9 protein-coding genes, 3 tRNA genes and 3 rRNA genes are annotated in these 16,127 nt (G+C 57.9%); 7 read left to right on the forward strand and 8 right to left on the reverse strand.

What is annotated here, in order from left to right:
* Nucleotides 1–16: 16 nt before the first annotated feature.
* Entirely contained in the window at nt 17–2,098 is a 2,082-nt protein-coding gene (locus NA29_RS19020; protein WP_039400527.1) for an OPT family oligopeptide transporter, read from the forward strand.
* A 538-nt stretch (nt 2,099–2,636) separates the two neighbouring features.
* Nucleotides 2,637–2,933 (forward strand): GNAT family N-acetyltransferase, encoded by a 297-nt coding sequence (locus tag NA29_RS19025; RefSeq protein ID WP_052253065.1) that lies wholly within the window; start codon nt 2,637–2,639, stop codon nt 2,931–2,933.
* A gap of 445 nt (nt 2,934–3,378) precedes the next feature.
* On the opposite strand, the gene rrf is transcribed toward NA29_RS19025, so the two are convergent.
* The 5 genes from rrf to NA29_RS19050 all read right to left on the reverse strand — a co-directional run bounded on the left by rrf (nt 3,379) and on the right by NA29_RS19050 (nt 8,598).
* Nucleotides 3,379–3,491 (reverse strand): 5S ribosomal RNA (gene rrf, locus NA29_RS19030).
* Nucleotides 3,492–3,621: 130 nt separating this feature from the next.
* A 23S ribosomal RNA gene (locus NA29_RS19035) occupies nt 3,622–6,499 on the reverse strand.
* Between the two features lie 298 nt (nt 6,500–6,797).
* Nucleotides 6,798–6,873, reverse strand: a tRNA-Ala gene (locus NA29_RS19040).
* A gap of 51 nt (nt 6,874–6,924) precedes the next feature.
* Nucleotides 6,925–7,001: transfer RNA gene (locus NA29_RS19045), tRNA-Ile, on the reverse strand.
* Between the two features lie 64 nt (nt 7,002–7,065).
* Nucleotides 7,066–8,598, reverse strand: a 16S ribosomal RNA gene (locus tag NA29_RS19050).
* Together the 16S, 23S and 5S rRNA genes with 2 tRNA genes alongside form the textbook arrangement of a ribosomal RNA operon.
* A 600-nt stretch (nt 8,599–9,198) precedes the next feature.
* On the opposite strand from NA29_RS19050, the gene NA29_RS19055 reads away from it, so the two are divergent.
* Nucleotides 9,199–10,209, forward strand: coding sequence for a serine/threonine protein kinase (locus tag NA29_RS19055; protein ID WP_039400533.1), 1,011 nt, complete (start codon nt 9,199–9,201; stop codon nt 10,207–10,209).
* Between the two features lie 110 nt (nt 10,210–10,319).
* Here the strand turns inward: NA29_RS19055 and NA29_RS19060 are convergent, their stop codons facing one another.
* On the reverse strand, nt 10,320–10,778 hold the full coding sequence (locus NA29_RS19060; RefSeq protein ID WP_039400536.1) for a metal-dependent hydrolase: 459 nt from the start codon (nt 10,776–10,778) through the stop codon (nt 10,320–10,322).
* Nucleotides 10,779–11,142: 364 nt separating this feature from the next.
* On the opposite strand from NA29_RS19060, the gene NA29_RS19065 reads away from it, so the two are divergent.
* From NA29_RS19065 to NA29_RS19075, 3 genes are all read left to right on the forward strand, one after another.
* On the forward strand, nt 11,143–11,871 hold the full coding sequence (locus tag NA29_RS19065; RefSeq protein WP_039400539.1) for a transporter: 729 nt from the start codon (nt 11,143–11,145) through the stop codon (nt 11,869–11,871).
* A gap of 125 nt (nt 11,872–11,996) precedes the next feature.
* Nucleotides 11,997–12,073: transfer RNA gene (locus tag NA29_RS19070), tRNA-Met, on the forward strand.
* Nucleotides 12,074–12,360: 287 nt separating this feature from the next.
* Nucleotides 12,361–12,984 (forward strand): cysteine hydrolase family protein, encoded by a 624-nt coding sequence (locus tag NA29_RS19075; RefSeq protein ID WP_084103937.1) that lies wholly within the window; start codon nt 12,361–12,363, stop codon nt 12,982–12,984.
* 11 nt (nt 12,985–12,995) lie between these two features.
* On the opposite strand, the gene NA29_RS19080 is transcribed toward NA29_RS19075, so the two are convergent.
* Nucleotides 12,996–13,976, reverse strand: a complete 981-nt coding sequence (locus NA29_RS19080) for a bifunctional helix-turn-helix transcriptional regulator/GNAT family N-acetyltransferase (RefSeq protein WP_039400542.1) — start codon at nt 13,974–13,976, stop codon at nt 12,996–12,998.
* Nucleotides 13,977–14,116: 140 nt separating this feature from the next.
* Complete coding sequence (locus NA29_RS19085) at nt 14,117–15,502, reverse strand: aminotransferase-like domain-containing protein (RefSeq protein ID WP_039400545.1); 1,386 nt, start codon at nt 15,500–15,502, stop codon at nt 14,117–14,119.
* Between the two features lie 79 nt (nt 15,503–15,581).
* Between NA29_RS19085 and NA29_RS19090 the strand changes: the two genes are divergently transcribed.
* Entirely contained in the window at nt 15,582–16,082 is a 501-nt protein-coding gene (locus tag NA29_RS19090) for a PaaI family thioesterase (protein WP_052253066.1), read from the forward strand.
* The last annotated feature ends 45 nt before the right edge of the window (nt 16,083–16,127 follow it).

Genomic DNA, 16,127 nt, shown 5'->3' on the forward strand with positions numbered 1-16,127 from the left:
TCCCCCCTATTCGTACATGGCATCTCATCCGACCCGAATTCCCGACGCCGTCTCGCTCCCCGAGTTGACGGTACGCGGCATGATCCTGGGCGCACTGATCACCGTAGTGTTCACCGCCTCCAACGTTTACCTCGGCCTAAAGGTCGGTCTCACGTTCTCGTCCTCCATTCCTGCTGCCGTGATTTCGATGGCGGTACTCCGCGCGCTGCGTGGCGGCAACATCCTCGAGAACAACATGGTGCAGACGCAGGCGTCTGCGGCCGGCACGCTCTCATCGATCATCTTTGTGCTGCCCGGCTTGCTGATGATCGGACACTGGCAGGGCTTTCCGTTTGGCCTGACGTTGGCGATCTGTGCGTCCGGCGGCATTCTTGGCGTGCTGTTCACGATTCCGCTGCGTCGCGCGATGGTCGTCGACAGTGACTTGCCGTATCCGGAAGGCGTGGCGGCGGCGGAGATCCTGCGCGTCGGCAGTGAAGGGGACGAGGGCACGTCGTCTACCAATGCAAAAGCATCGACGGGTAACGAAGCGAGCGGTGTGCGAGAGATTGCCTTCGGCGGGATCGTCTCGGCGCTGTTCGCGTTTGCAACGGCGGGCCTGAAGATCCTAGGCGAGAGCATTACCGCGTGGATCCCGGCGGGCGCTGCGGTCTTTCGTCTGACGACCGGCTTCTCGCTCGCGTTGATCGGTGCCGGTTATCTCATCGGCATCGTGTCGGGGCTGGCGATTTTGCTGGGTGCAGTGCTTACATGGGGCGTTGCGGTACCGGTGCTCACCGCTATCACGCCGAATCCCGATGGGCTGGCGATGGCTGCTTTCGCGAATGGGCTGTGGCAACACAAGGTCCGATTCATCGGGGCAGGTGTGATCGGCGTGGCGGCTATCTGGACACTGATCACGCTGGCAAAGCCGATGGTCGATGGCGTGAAGACGTCGTTCGCGGCGTTGGGCAAGGCGCGTGGCGCGCGGGGTAAGTCGGGTAATGGACAGGCGCCAGGTCGCACGGAGCAGGATCTGTCCCCGTACTGGGTGATCGGTCTCACGTTGCTGTGCGTGGCGGTGTGGGTCGTGACGTTCGGTGTGTTCCTCGCGGATGCGCCGCTCTCGTTCGGCGGTATCGCGACGTTGGTGATTTGCAGCGTGGTGTTCGCCGTGGTCTTCGGCTTTCTGGTCGCGGCGGCATGTGGCTACATGGCGGGACTGGTGGGATCGTCTGCCAGTCCGATTTCGGGTATCGGCATCGTGGCGGTGGTGTTGGTGTCACTGCTGATTCTGAGCGTCAGTCAGGCGAGCGGGCTACTCGATACGGCTGGCGGCAGCAAGCTCGCGATTGCGTTGGCGCTCTTCACGACGGCTGCGGTCATCGCCATTGCCACGATTTCCAACGACAACCTGCAGGATCTGAAGACGGGTTGGCTGGTGGGCGCGACGCCGTGGCGTCAGCAGGTGGCGCTGTTGGTGGGTTGTGTCGTGGGTGCAGCGGTGATTCCGCCGGTGCTGAACCTGCTGTACAACGCATATGGGTTCACCGATGCGCTGCCGCGCGCCGGGATGGACCCGTCTCAGGCGCTATCGGCGCCGCAGGCGATTCTCATGACGGCGATTGCCAAGGGCATCTTCACGCACCAGCTCGACTGGTCGATGCTCGGCATCGGCGCGGTGCTGGGGCTAGCGTTGATTGCGATTGATGCAGCGTTGGCCAAGCGTGGTGGTGTTGCGCGTGTCCCGGTCATTGCGGTGGGCATCGGTATCTATCTCCCCCCGACGATTGGTTCCGTACTGGTGATCGGTGCGGTGCTGGGTTGGATTGCACAGCGTGTGTTGAAGGCACGCGCTAAGGCGCAAGGGAAGGACTTCGGACCGTATGCGGAAGCGGCTGAACGACGCGGCGTGTTGCTGGCATCGGGCCTGATCGTAGGTGAGAGTCTGGTGGGCGTTGCGATGGCGATGGTCGTTGGCTTCACTGGATCCGACGCCCCCCTGGCCATCGTCGGCAGCAGCTTTGCCCCGACGTCGGAATGGCTTGCCTTGCTGGTCTTCGCAGGCATCTGCATCGTCATCGTCCGCCGAGTCCTGTCGACAACTCGTTCGGCATGATCCGCGCGATTGGGACGTTTGGCGTAGTGTGCTATTCCCACGCTACTGCGCTTAACGTCGTATAAATTCCAGCGTCCTCCTGTGAGTCGATAAGCGTGATCCCGCGCACATCGACTCACAACATCCCCTCAGCCAATCCCTCTCCTCCCTGTCAGACCACTCGCCAGAGCGTCCAAACGTTGGTCATGGGCGTGACACGTCGCGGAACACACGACCTAGTATCCGCGCTCCTGAAAATGCGCATAAAGGGTGGCCAAACCCGCTCATACTGAACACGTCCACGTTAAGGCTGGGATTTCCTGTCATCCGGTGAAGATGCCGATGGGCGTCGTAGTTGATGGGAGTGCAGGCGGTACCGCTGATCGTAGCCAACGTGTTCTGGTCGAATCACGTCCCCCACGGGAATGATCGACGCCAGTTGCACGCTTGGGGAATACGGCGTCAGGCAGCCAGGCAGGCGTTGATACCAATCGTTGATACGTGACCAGGCGATTGAGCAAGTCTCGGAAGGAGCGCAATCGTTGGGGAGACGAAGAAAGTGCTTTGGCCTCAAGCGAGCCAGGCGGAGCATCAGCAAGAGACCGAAGATTTGCTGTCGCAATCAGAGCGCTACTTAGCGGTCATCGCCGTGTCGCCTGACGCAGACGCCATAGGATTTGCCGAGGCGCCCATGCGACGAGATTACGCCAACGGCTGCGACAAATCCCCTGTGGTCTTTCTCGAAGGCATTTACGTTAGCCCTCTGTCGCGACGTATGGGTGTCTCGCGCGCCTTGTGTACGTCGATCGAGCAGCGCGGCGTCTTGCAGGGATGTGAGGAATTTGCGCAGGACTAACGCTGCCCAAAGGCTGGATGAGTTGTTCAAATCACTTCGATGAACCCGGCGTGCTTGGCCGGACGACAGCGACGCGTCCGAGCGGTTGATCGAGAGAGGGCTTCGATCGGTGGGGGGGGATCCGCGCGTCATTCAACGAACAAATCTTCAGCGAGCATCGTTCGCCAGTCGACGTTCAGTTGCCAAGCGCCCACGTCTAGGCAAAACAAAGTGCTCAACAACGTCAGGAATCTGACGGATTGCGAGAGAGCGTTGATCGCTGGACCTGTCTTAACGAAAACCGAACGCGTCGTTTTCTTCAGGAAGCGTTGCCGCACTCGCAATACATGAGTGGGATAGATTAAGAGCGGTGGATGCCCGAGTGCGCTCAAAGCGAGTGCTACAAAGCGAGCGCTACAAAGCAAAAACCCCTTGCTACTGCTGTAGCAAGGGGTTTTTAAGGGGAGCCTGACGATTACCTACTTTCACACGGGTATCCGCACTATCATCGGCGTGGAGTCGTTTCACGGTCCTGTTCGGGATGGGAAGGGGTGGTTCCAACTCGCTATGGTCATCAGGCTTAACTTGTATGTTCTGCTGACCTGAGGTCAACAAAACCAATTCGGAAGAAGCGTAGTACAACAAATATTGTGGGTTGTGAGTTGTATCGGCACAGCGATACTCACACCAGGAAAAACACACTGGTTATAGGATCAAGCCTTACGGGCAATTAGTATCAGTTAGCTTAACGCATTACTGCGCTTCCACACCTGACCTATCAACGTCCTGGTCTTGAACGACCCTTCAAAGGAATCGAGTTCCTAGGGAAGTCTCATCTTAAGGCGAGTTTCCCGCTTAGATGCTTTCAGCGGTTATCTCTTCCGAACATAGCTACCCGGCGATGCCACTGGCGTGACAACCGGTACACCAGAGGTTCGTCCACTCCGGTCCTCTCGTACTAGGAGCAGCCCCCTTCAAACTTCCAACGCCCACGGCAGATAGGGACCAAACTGTCTCACGACGTTTTAAACCCAGCTCACGTACCTCTTTAAATGGCGAACAGCCATACCCTTGGGACCGGCTACAGCCCCAGGATGAGATGAGCCGACATCGAGGTGCCAAACACCGCCGTCGATATGAACTCTTGGGCGGTATCAGCCTGTTATCCCCAGAGTACCTTTTATCCGTTGAGCGATGGCCCTTCCATACAGAACCACCGGATCACTATGACCTGCTTTCGCACCTGCTCGACTTGTCAGTCTCGCAGTTAAGCACGCTTTTGCCATTGCACTATCAGCACGATTTCCGACCGTACCTAGCGTACCTTCGTACTCCTCCGTTACACTTTGGGAGGAGACCGCCCCAGTCAAACTGCCTACCATGCACTGTCCCCGATCCGGATTACGGACCTAGGTTAGAACCTCAAACAAGCCAGGGTGGTATTTCAAGGACGGCTCCACAGAAACTAGCGTTCCTGCTTCAAAGCCTCCCACCTATCCTACACAGACCGGTTCAAAGTCCAATGCAAAGCTACAGTAAAGGTTCATGGGGTCTTTCCGTCTAGCCGCGGGTAGATTGCATCATCACAAACACTTCAACTTCGCTGAGTCTCGGGAGGAGACAGTGTGGCCATCGTTACGCCATTCGTGCAGGTCGGAACTTACCCGACAAGGAATTTCGCTACCTTAGGACCGTTATAGTTACGGCCGCCGTTTACCGGGACTTCAATCAAGAGCTTGCACCCCATCATTTAATCTTCCGGCACCGGGCAGGCGTCACACCCTATACGTCCACTTTCGTGTTTGCAGAGTGCTGTGTTTTTATTAAACAGTCGCAGCCACCAGTTTATTGCAACCCCTTCACCCTTCTGGCGCAGGCCAGTTAAGCTACAAGGGCGTACCTTATCCCGAAGTTACGGTACCAATTTGCCGAGTTCCTTCTCCCGAGTTCTCTCAAGCGCCTTAGAATACTCATCTCGCCCACCTGTGTCGGTTTGCGGTACGGTCTCGTATGACTGAAGCTTAGAGGCTTTTCTTGGAACCACTTCCAATTGCTTCGCGAACAAGTTCGCTCGCCCCACAGCCTTGAATTACGCGCCCGGATTTGCCTAAGCGCCTTCTCCACTGCAGGGACCGGGACTTCCAACACCCGGACAACCTTCCGCGATCCGTCCCCCCATCGCATCATACGACGGTGCAGGAATATTAACCTGCTTCCCATCAGCTACGCATCTCTGCCTCGCCTTAGGGGCCGACTCACCCTACGCCGATGAACGTTGCGTAGGAAACCTTGGGCTTACGGCGAGGGGGCCTTTCACCCCCTTTATCGCTACTCATGTCAGCATTCGCACTTCTGATACCTCCAGCATCCTTTACAAGACACCTTCACAGGCTTACAGAACGCTCTCCTACCATGCGAGCAAGCTCGCATCCGCAGCTTCGGTATATTGCTTAGCCCCGTTACATCTTCCGCGCAGGACGACTCGATCAGTGAGCTATTACGCTTTCTTTAAAGGGTGGCTGCTTCTAAGCCAACCTCCTGACTGTTTTAGCCTTCCCACTTCGTTTCCCACTTAGCAATATTTAGGGACCTTAGCTGGCGGTCTGGGTTGTTTCCCTCTTGACACCGGACGTTAGCACCCGATGTCTGTCTCCCGTGATTGCACTCTTCGGTATTCGGAGTTTGCTATGGCGAGGTAATCCGCAATGGACCCCTCAACCATGACAGTGCTCTACCCCCGAAGGTGATACACGAGGCACTACCTAAATAGTTTTCGGAGAGAACCAGCTATTTCCAAGTTTGTTTAGCCTTTCACCCCTATCCACAGCTCATCCCCTAACTTTTCAACGTTAGTGGGTTCGGTCCTCCAGTACGTGTTACCGCACCTTCAACCTGGCCATGGATAGATCACTTGGTTTCGGGTCTACACCCAGCGACTGAACGCCCTATTCGGACTCGCTTTCGCTACGCCTTCCCTATTCGGTTAAGCTCGCCACTGAATGTAAGTCGCTGACCCATTATACAAAAGGTACGCCGTCACCCCTTACGAGGCTCCGACTGTTTGTATGCATGCGGTTTCAGGATCTATTTCACTCCCCTCCCGGGGTTCTTTTCGCCTTTCCCTCACGGTACTGGTTCACTATCGGTCGATTACGAGTATTTAGCCTTGGAGGATGGTCCCCCCATCTTCAGACAGGATTTCACGTGTCCCGCCCTACTTTTCTCAAGCTTAGTTCCACACCAGGGTTTTCTCATACGGGGCTATCACCCACTATGGCCGGACTTTCCATTCCGTTTTGATAACACCGGTGCTAAATCTTGAAGGCTGGTCCCATTTCGCTCGCCACTACTTTGGGAATCTCGGTTGATTTCTTTTCCTGCAGCTACTTAGATGTTTCAGTTCGCCGCGTTCGCTTCGCTAGACCTATGTATTCAGTCTAGGATGACCTAAAAGGCCGGGTTTCCCCATTCGGACATTTGTGGATCAATGCTTATTTGCCAGCTCCCCACAACTTTTCGCAGGCTATCGCGTCCTTCATCGCCTGTAATCGCCAAGGCATCCACCACATGCACTTATTCGCTTGACCCTATAACGAGTGCGTCTTTCGACACATTCTTCATAGGTTGAGTATTAGCGTTGTGCCGTATTCCAAGTCATCTTTCGATCACTTAAATACTGGTTGATACAATCACAACCCGTACAATTTCCACGCGCCATCTCTAACGCGCTTCCGTTGTACTACTTCTTCTTCCAAATTGTTAAAGAACATAAACTGCATGACATTGCTGTCATTCAAAAGCACTCACTTAGCTTGTAATTCATCACAGGGGATTTACTACAGACGTAAAGCGCTTTTGACTGACATCGATGTGATCTAAGGTTTTTGGTGGAGGATGACGGGATCGAACCGACGACCCCCTGCTTGCAAAGCAGGTGCTCTCCCAGCTGAGCTAATCCCCCAATCAAGCCGACTTACCACCACTTGAGTCTGTCACGCAGTGGTTAAAAGCTTGGTGGGTCTAGATGGACTCGAACCATCGACCCCCGCCTTATCAAGACGGTGCTCTAACCAACTGAGCTATAGACCCGACTTAGATCTACGCAGTCAACAACCGATAAGCGTGAACACTCAACTTCCAGTGCATGCTCTAGAAAGGAGGTGATCCAGCCGCAGGTTCCCCTACGGCTACCTTGTTACGACTTCACCCCAGTCATGAATCCTGCCGTGGTAAGCGCCCTCCTTACGGTTAGGCTACCTACTTCTGGCAAAACCCACTCCCATGGTGTGACGGGCGGTGTGTACAAGACCCGGGAACGTATTCACCGCGACATGCTGATCCGCGATTACTAGCGATTCCAGCTTCACGCAGTCGAGTTGCAGACTGCGATCCGGACTACGATCGGTTTTCTGGGGTTAGCTCCACCTCGCGGTTTGGCAGCCCTCTGTACCGACCATTGTATGACGTGTGAAGCCCTACCCATAAGGGCCATGAGGACTTGACGTCATCCCCACCTTCCTCCGGTTTGTCACCGGCAGTCTCCTTAGAGTGCTCTTGCGTAGCAACTAAGGACAAGGGTTGCGCTCGTTGCGGGACTTAACCCAACATCTCACGACACGAGCTGACGACAGCCATGCAGCACCTGTGTTACGGTTCTCTTTCGAGCACATCCGCCTCTCAGCAGACTTCCGTACATGTCAAGGGTAGGTAAGGTTTTTCGCGTTGCATCGAATTAATCCACATCATCCACCGCTTGTGCGGGTCCCCGTCAATTCCTTTGAGTTTTAATCTTGCGACCGTACTCCCCAGGCGGTCAACTTCACGCGTTAGCTACGTTACTAAGGAAATGAATCCCCAACAACTAGTTGACATCGTTTAGGGCGTGGACTACCAGGGTATCTAATCCTGTTTGCTCCCCACGCTTTCGTGCATGAGCGTCAGTATTGGCCCAGGGGGCTGCCTTCGCCATCGGTATTCCTCCACATCTCTACGCATTTCACTGCTACACGTGGAATTCTACCCCCCTCTGCCATACTCTAGCCTTGCAGTCACGAATGCAGTTCCCAGGTTGAGCCCGGGGATTTCACATCCGTCTTACAAAACCGCCTGCGCACGCTTTACGCCCAGTAATTCCGATTAACGCTCGCACCCTACGTATTACCGCGGCTGCTGGCACGTAGTTAGCCGGTGCTTATTCTTCCGGTACCGTCATCCCCCCGAGGTATTAACCCAGAGGATTTCTTTCCGGACAAAAGTGCTTTACAACCCGAAGGCCTTCTTCACACACGCGGCATTGCTGGATCAGGCTTTCGCCCATTGTCCAAAATTCCCCACTGCTGCCTCCCGTAGGAGTCTGGGCCGTGTCTCAGTCCCAGTGTGGCTGGTCGTCCTCTCAGACCAGCTACAGATCGTCGCCTTGGTAAGCTTTTACCCCACCAACTAGCTAATCTGATATCGGCCGCTCTTGTAGCGCGAGGCCCGAAGGTCCCCCGCTTTCCTCCTCAGAGCGTATGCGGTATTAATCCGGCTTTCGCCGAGCTATCCCCCACTACAAGGTACGTTCCGATATATTACTCACCCGTTCGCCACTCGCCACCAGGTGCAAGCACCCGTGCTGCCGTTCGACTTGCATGTGTAAGGCATGCCGCCAGCGTTCAATCTGAGCCAGGATCAAACTCTTCAGTTTAAACCTGTTACTGTTTTCGGTTTTTCGTGATAAATCACTAGAACCGGTCGCTCTCAAAGTATGCTGACAAGTTAATTACTTAACTTACCTATTACTATGTGAGCCTCAATAAATTTAAAGCTTATCTGCCGAAGCAGACGCACTATTCATCGAGTGCCCACACTTATCGGTTGTTTAATTTTTAAAGATCAATCGCATCTGACTTGGCTTCGTCGCTTAATTACCGCGCCGTCGCTTCGTTTTCTGCGTCGCTGCATCAGCAACAGAGAAGTGAGATTATGTCGCAGCTTCTCGTCGTCGTCAACAGTTTTTTTCGCTTTCTTCGTTCGTCGCCGCAGCGACTCGCAAGCTCCAAAACCACTAACCACCGGGCTTTGCGGCCCGTCGCTCCAACCTCGTCGCTGCTTTCGCTGCGTCGCTGTCGTTGCGAGAGACGAGATATTAATGACGTTCGTGGGTGAGCGCAAGCCCTTTGTGAAACAATTTTTACGAAGGCGCATTTTCCTCGGTCTGTCTCGCATCGCATGCGTCGTCGCTCTCTATATAGGGACCGCTCGACGCGCCCTCACATGCGCCCTCACCTTTGGGCACAATAGGCGCATGAACACCGATCTCCCCCAAGGCGCCGATGCGCCCCAGCACCCGTTCGCCGCACTGCTCCCCGACACGGTCATTACCGCCGTGGAACAACTTGGGAGTTTTAGCGACGGGCGTCTGCTCGCCCTCAATAGCTACGAGAACCGCGTTTATCAGGTGGGAATGGAAGACGGCCCGCCGCTCATCGCGAAGTTCTACCGCCCGCTGCGTTGGACCGACGACGCCATCCTCGAAGAGCACGCCTTCACCCTGACGCTCGCGCAGCAAGAAATTCCTGTCGTCGCCCCGCTCGAGATTCACGGCGCGACCCTGCATCACTTCGACGGCTTCCGCTTCGCTCTCTTCCCGCGACGCGGCGGCCGCGCGCCCGAGCTCCAGGATCCAGACACGCTCAACTGGCTCGGGCGCTTTCTCGGACGTATCCACGCCCAAGGCGCAACGCAACCGTACCAACACCGCCTCACGCTGGACATCGACACCTACGGCCGCGCCCCCGTCGACTATCTGTGGACGAACGACTTCATCCCGTCCGACTTGCGCGACGCCTGGCGCACCATCGTCGACCTGGCGCTCGACAGCATCGCCCGCGCCTATGAGCGAGCGGGAGACGTAAAACTGCTACGGGTGCACGGCGACTGCCACGGCGGCAATGTCCTGTGGACGGACGCAGGCCCGCACTTCGTCGATTTCGACGACACGTGCATGGCCCCGGCAATGCAGGACTTGTGGACGCTGCTCTCCGGCACGCGCGCGGAGATGACCGCCCAGTTGGACGAAGTCCTCTCCGGCTACGAAGACTTCGCGGACTTCAATCCCCGTGAGCTGCATCTGACCGAAGCTTTGCGTACGTTGCGCCTACTACATTACAGCGCCTGGCTCGCCCGACGTTGGAACGACCCCGCATTTCCCGCCGCGTTCCCGTGGTTCAACACGCAACGTTACTGGCAGGACCGAATCCTTGAGCTTCGTGAACAAGTGGCATTGATGGATGAACCGCCGTTGACCTGGCGCTAACCATCATCACCTCACGCTGACAGGCGCTCAGTCAGTCCAATCACTCAACCTTCGCCGTCCGACACCCACGCCCGACGAACGACATCGCCGAACGCGTGCCGCCGGGTGCACTACCACCACCGCCACATCGCAAACGCCAGCGCCGCCGCGACGCACCACTCCGCACCCGAGCCCGTTGTTACATACAGCGGGGACCGAAAGCGCGTTCGAAGCGGCCAGCAAAGCGGCACACCGGAGGGCGTCAACCAGTCGGCCAGCAGATGCGAGAGATATCCCGCACATAACGCGAGCATCCACGGCGGCACATGTCCCCAACTAAAAATACATGCCGCGATGGCGAGCGCCGGCAGCAACAAAGAGTGCGTCATACCGCGATGTCCGAACACCCCGGAGATCACCATCGACAACGGGGCAATGCGCCGCCCTAACATACTCTTTGGATGATCGATGTCGGGCAACAAAGCGCCGACGAGCGTAAGCGGCCACGCATGAACGCTGGCGGCCCAACCGGTGCGATGCATCAGCCACGTAGCGCCGACACCGAAAATGAGATGACTTCTGGCTTGCATGAAGAACGAGTGGATAGGTGACGGCCCGCGAAAACCGCATGCGATTCCGCACTTAAAAGGGGCCGAAGTCTATCACCGCGCATCGACCACGGCTTGCAGAATTTCGCTGCTCGTCACCACACCGAAAACCAACGCGCAAGGCCCTCGCCCTCACAAACCGGAAACATCGGCAAATACGACACGTTCGCCGTTTTTTCAGCGCAATCCGATTGACGGTGTCATATACGGACATTACGATCCCGCCGACCGATTGCGCAATCCATCGCGCTCCCGGCAAATCGACAGTCGGATTCACAGCAAATCCACAGCAGATTCACAGCAAGACCACGCCGTACACAGAGAACAGGTCCCGCCGGAGTTTTCGATGAAGAAGTTTCTGATCCTCGCTGCGACACTCGCTCCGCTGGCAGCACACGCGGCGAACCCGCTCGTCACGGACGACACCGGTACGCAAGATACTGGCAACTGGCAGCTGGAACTCAACAGTGAATGGCTGACGCAACCGACGTCGCGTCAACAGCAGTGGAACAACACACTGACCTACGGCGTGCTCTCGAATCTCGACGTCGCCATTCAAGCGCCCTATCAGCGCACGCGCCCCGATGGCGACGGCTGGACCAGCGGCTTCACCGATCTTCAACTACAAGCCAAATGGCGCTTCCTTGAAGGGGAACAATGGAGTCTCGGCTTCAAACCCTTCATCACACTCCCGACGGCCAGTCAGGACCGCGGCCTCGGCAACGGCCGCGCGACGACCGGAGCGAATCTGTTGATGCAGTACAACCTCGATCGCTGGACATTCCTCGCGAACGTCGGCTACACGTGGAATAACAACGGTCTGGGCAATCGCACGAGCTTGTGGAACGCGTCGACGGCCGTACTCTTCAATGTGACGGAGGAGGTGCGGCTCGTCGGCGACATCGGTCTGGCGACCAATCCCGACAGCTCGACGTCGACCAAACCGGCCTACGCACTGGTCGGCGTTATCTATAGCCCGACGAAGGATCTCGATCTGGATGTGGGATACAAACGCGGCCTGAATCCCGCCTCCCTCAGCCATTCCGTACAGGCGGGCGTTACGATCCGGTGGTGAACGGGGAATGCGCAGGATGCCTAAAAAACGCACACCTCGCGCATGAATTTCGGGAGCGCCTTAAATTTAATGTCATAAATGCTTGACACAATGCGCAGAATACCCGTATTATTCTTCTTCTCAGACGCGGGGTGGAGCAGTCTGGCAGCTCGTCGGGCTCATAACCCGAAGGTCACAGGTTCAAATCCTGTCCCCGCAACCAAACGCTGTAAAAAGCCTTGATTTCGCGAAGAAATCAAGGCTTTTTGCTTTTCAGGTCCCTGCGACGCGTTCTCAAACGTACCGCCAGCCCCCACCTTGTCGCCAAGCGTCTACGTGACTCCCACGGCGAAACTCAGTCTTCAGCAAAATACCCACATCGCAGCGTCCGATTTCCGATCACTCATGGCGATGGGCATCGTCACATCAAGCAAACATATTGGCGCCTTCTGGTAAAGTCGTCGCGTCACGCGCCATCCCTCTGCGTCACACTCTCTCTCGAGACATCCGATGACGTCACCTGTCGAACGCAAGTCCGCCGATCCGGCGTCGCAGAACCCCGACGCCTTCAGCAAGACCCTGATCCCGACGAAGACGGCACTGATCGTCATGCACTATCAGACGGACATCCTCGCGCTGTTCCCCACCGTCGCGCCAACGCTGCTCGCCAACACACGTGCGTTATGTGACGCAGCGCGCGCCCGGGGGATCGCCGTCTACTTCGTCAAATTCCACTTCAGCCCCGGCTATCCGGAAGTCAGCCCGATGAACCGCAACGGGCAAGGCGTGAAACGACTGGGATTGTTCGTCGACGACAGAATTTCGCCTGAACTGGCGCAACGCGACGACGAGCCGCTCGTCATCGCGCACCGCGCCAGCGCTTTCTACGGCACCGATCTTCAGTTACGACTGAGCGCGAGCGGCGTAGACACCCTGATGATGGTCGGCATCGCCTCGACCGGGGTCATGCTGTCTTCCGTGGCCTACGCGAGCGACGCCGATTACCGACTTTTCACTGTCAAGGACTGTTGCTACGACCCCGATACGATCGTTCACGATCATCTTTTCGCAACGGCTTTCGATTCGAGAACGACGGTGCTGTCGCTTGGCGATGCCCTGACACTTCTTACGTAAGTCGTGACCGCTCACGCCTTGCGACGCGCCTTGCGACGATTAAACCGCTGCTCGACGACGCGGCTTCCCCATTGCTCACCCTCCGCTTCCTCGGCAAGACGAAAACCGAACGATTCATAAAGATGACGCGCAGCGTCGAGCCCTTTGAACGTCCACAGGTAGGTCTCGTCGAATCGCGCGTCGACATACGTCATGGCCGCCGACATGAGGCGCCGCCCAACGCCCGAGCCCCGCAGCGCGTCGTCCACGATGAACCAACGCAAGTGGGCGACGCCCGTCTCGAGATTCCCATCGATGGCGAGCGAGGCCAGCGTGCGTCCGTTCTCGACGTACAACCATAGCGCTTTGCCGTCCGCTGGCAACGCCCCGGCAAACTCCGCCAGCCCCGTCGCCACTTTCTTCTCGAAGTAAGCGCCGAAGCCCCAGTGCTCTGCGTAGTAGCGTGCGTGCAGGCTCGCGATATCGCCGATACATCCGGGCTGATATCCCTGCGCAATCTGCGCATCGATCCCGACCTCGTCCACCCGCTTCGCCGAATTGTCCTGGGCAAGCGCATCGGCATATAACGCGAGTGAGCGGACCAGCGCCTCCTGATCTGCGGGCACGATACGTCGCAGTGCACTCGACACCTGATCCGTCGCGAAGCGGTCGATCTTGCGCCGCAGCTTTTGCCCGGCCTCGGTCAGCGAGAGTTCGGAGGTTCGCGCGTCGTCGTTGGCTGTCGCACGACGCACGAGGCCGCTGGCCTCCAGCTTCGCCACTTGCCGACTCGTGTTCGATTTGTCGAGACGCAGAATATTGCCGAGATCTTTGGCGCTGATGCCGGGCGTCGCGCCGATTTCGATGATGGCATGGACGGCCGATGGCGAGAGATCGCTGTCGGCGAGCGTGGTTCGCATGAACCCCAGCTCGCGCACCAGTTTTCGGGAGAAATCGCGGAGTTCGAGAATCTCCGCTTCGCGGGGCTTACCGGGCAGATCGACGAGGTCCATAGGGCATCTCACACAGATCGGAAATAACGTCAGACGTGACGGCGGCGCAAAAAAGTTGCGCCTCGCAACCAATGTAGTTGCGAGGCGCAACTTATGCAAGGTAGTGAAATCCCGTGATGCGAGAGATCCGCTGCCGCCCATCACAACGGCATCCGCTCGATGACCTCGCGCACCTCGGCGAGCACCGGCGCGACCTGCGCCTCGCTCATCGAACTCAACCCCAGCCGAAGGGCATGAGGCGCGTGGCGTGTGGTGGCGTACGCCTGCGCCTTCGATACGGCGATACCGCGGGCAGCCAGCGCGGACGCCACCCGATCCATGCGCACCCCCTCGGGCAACGGCAGCCAGAGAAACAATGACGACGGATGCGCGACCACATCCATGCCGTGCAACGCCTCACACGCAACCGTCTGACGCCACTTCGCCTGTGCGCGCTGACGTTCCTCCTGACGCTCGACATCGCCGCTCGCCAGCCAGCGGGTCGCGATGGCTGTGACCACACTCGACAGACTCCAGTACGACGCCCGCATTACACGTTTGACCTGCGCTGCGCAGGCTTCAGGCGCAACGACATACCCGAAGCGCAACCCCGTCGCCACACTCTTCGAGAGACTCGAAACGTAAAACGTCCGCTCGGGCGCGAGCGTGACGATAGACGGTCCCGCGTTATCGACGAGATGCGCATAAGTCGCATCTTCAATGATCACGCAATCGTAACGTCGCGCAATCTCCACCAAGCGCCGACGCTGTGCCGCACTCAACACCCAGCCCAGCGGGTTATGCAACGTCGGCATCGTGTAGATGGCGCGCACGGCATGGCGACGGCACACCGCTTCCAACGCGTCGAGATCGGGGACCACATGCCCTCTTCGCGCGTCACGACCGCTGTGCCCCGACGCGACGGGCTTCAACGCCAGTCCCGCTAGCGATGCCGTCATCTTGAATCCTGGATACGTCAACGCGTCGACGGCCACAGCGTCGCCGGGGCGCAACGCCGTTCGCACCACGACGTCGAGACCTTGTTGCGCGCCACCGACGAGAAAGACGCGTTCGCCCGGCACGTCGATCCCCCGCGCGCGACGCAGATACGCCGCCACCGTCTCGCGCTCATGTTGCCGGCCACCGGGCGGCTGCTGATGCATCAGCGCACGGAGATCGCCAGCGGTCGCCAACTCGCGCAACGTCGCGCGCAACAACTCGCTCTGGTCCGGCCATGACGGATGATTGAACGAAAGATCCACGGCACTAGAACTCAGCCGTGCCTCGTCGTCGACGTCCCACTCGCGCTGCATCGGACGATCCCGTACGAATGTCCCCCGCCCCACCTCGCCGACGACCAGTCCCAGATCTCGCAGCTTCGCGTAGACCTTGGTCGCGGACGCAATCGCAATCCCGTACTGCGACGCGAGCTTTCGATGCGTCGGCAGTGCAGCGCCGGGTGGCAGCACACCGCTGCGGATATCGTCCGACAGGCGCTCGACGAGCGCGGATACCGGGGAAACGGGGGAAACAAGGGAATCGGTCATGACTGTACGTAGGACAATTTCTTGATTGTCCGATTTTAGGCGGCGACACTTCAGATCGCAAACGCCAAAAGAGACCCCCATGCCCCAGACGACCGACATTCCCCAAGATGCGCAATACCCCGTGCTGACCTACTTGCAGCGACTGCTCGACGGCACGCTCAACGGCGACGATGCCATCCACATGCGCTACCCGACGGCGATCTCGCAATTCCTCGGCTTTCGGATCGTGGAAGTCGGCGAGGCGCTCGCCGTCATCGAACTCAATACCCATCCCGAGATCCACGGCAACCAGCAAGGCACCGTACACGGCGGCCTGCTGTGCGAGCTGGCGGACGCGGCCATCGGCACCGCACACTCGACGCTCATGGGCGAAGGCGAGACGTTCACGAGCATCGATCTGAAGGCGACGTTCCTGCGCCCGGTGTGGAACGCACGACTTCTGGCACGCGCGTGGGCGACGCATCGCGGACGCACCGTCTCGCACTATCAATGCGACATCCAACGTGAGGACGGCAAGGTCGTCGCGCGCGTGGACAGCGCGGTGATGACCCTGCGCGGCGAGCACGCCAGGGGGCGATGACAGAATGTAAAAGGCCCGCCGATCCAATGATCGGCGGGCCCTTTT

This window comes from Pandoraea sputorum (genome assembly GCF_000814845.2).
Classification (GTDB): domain Bacteria; phylum Pseudomonadota; class Gammaproteobacteria; order Burkholderiales; family Burkholderiaceae; genus Pandoraea; species Pandoraea sputorum.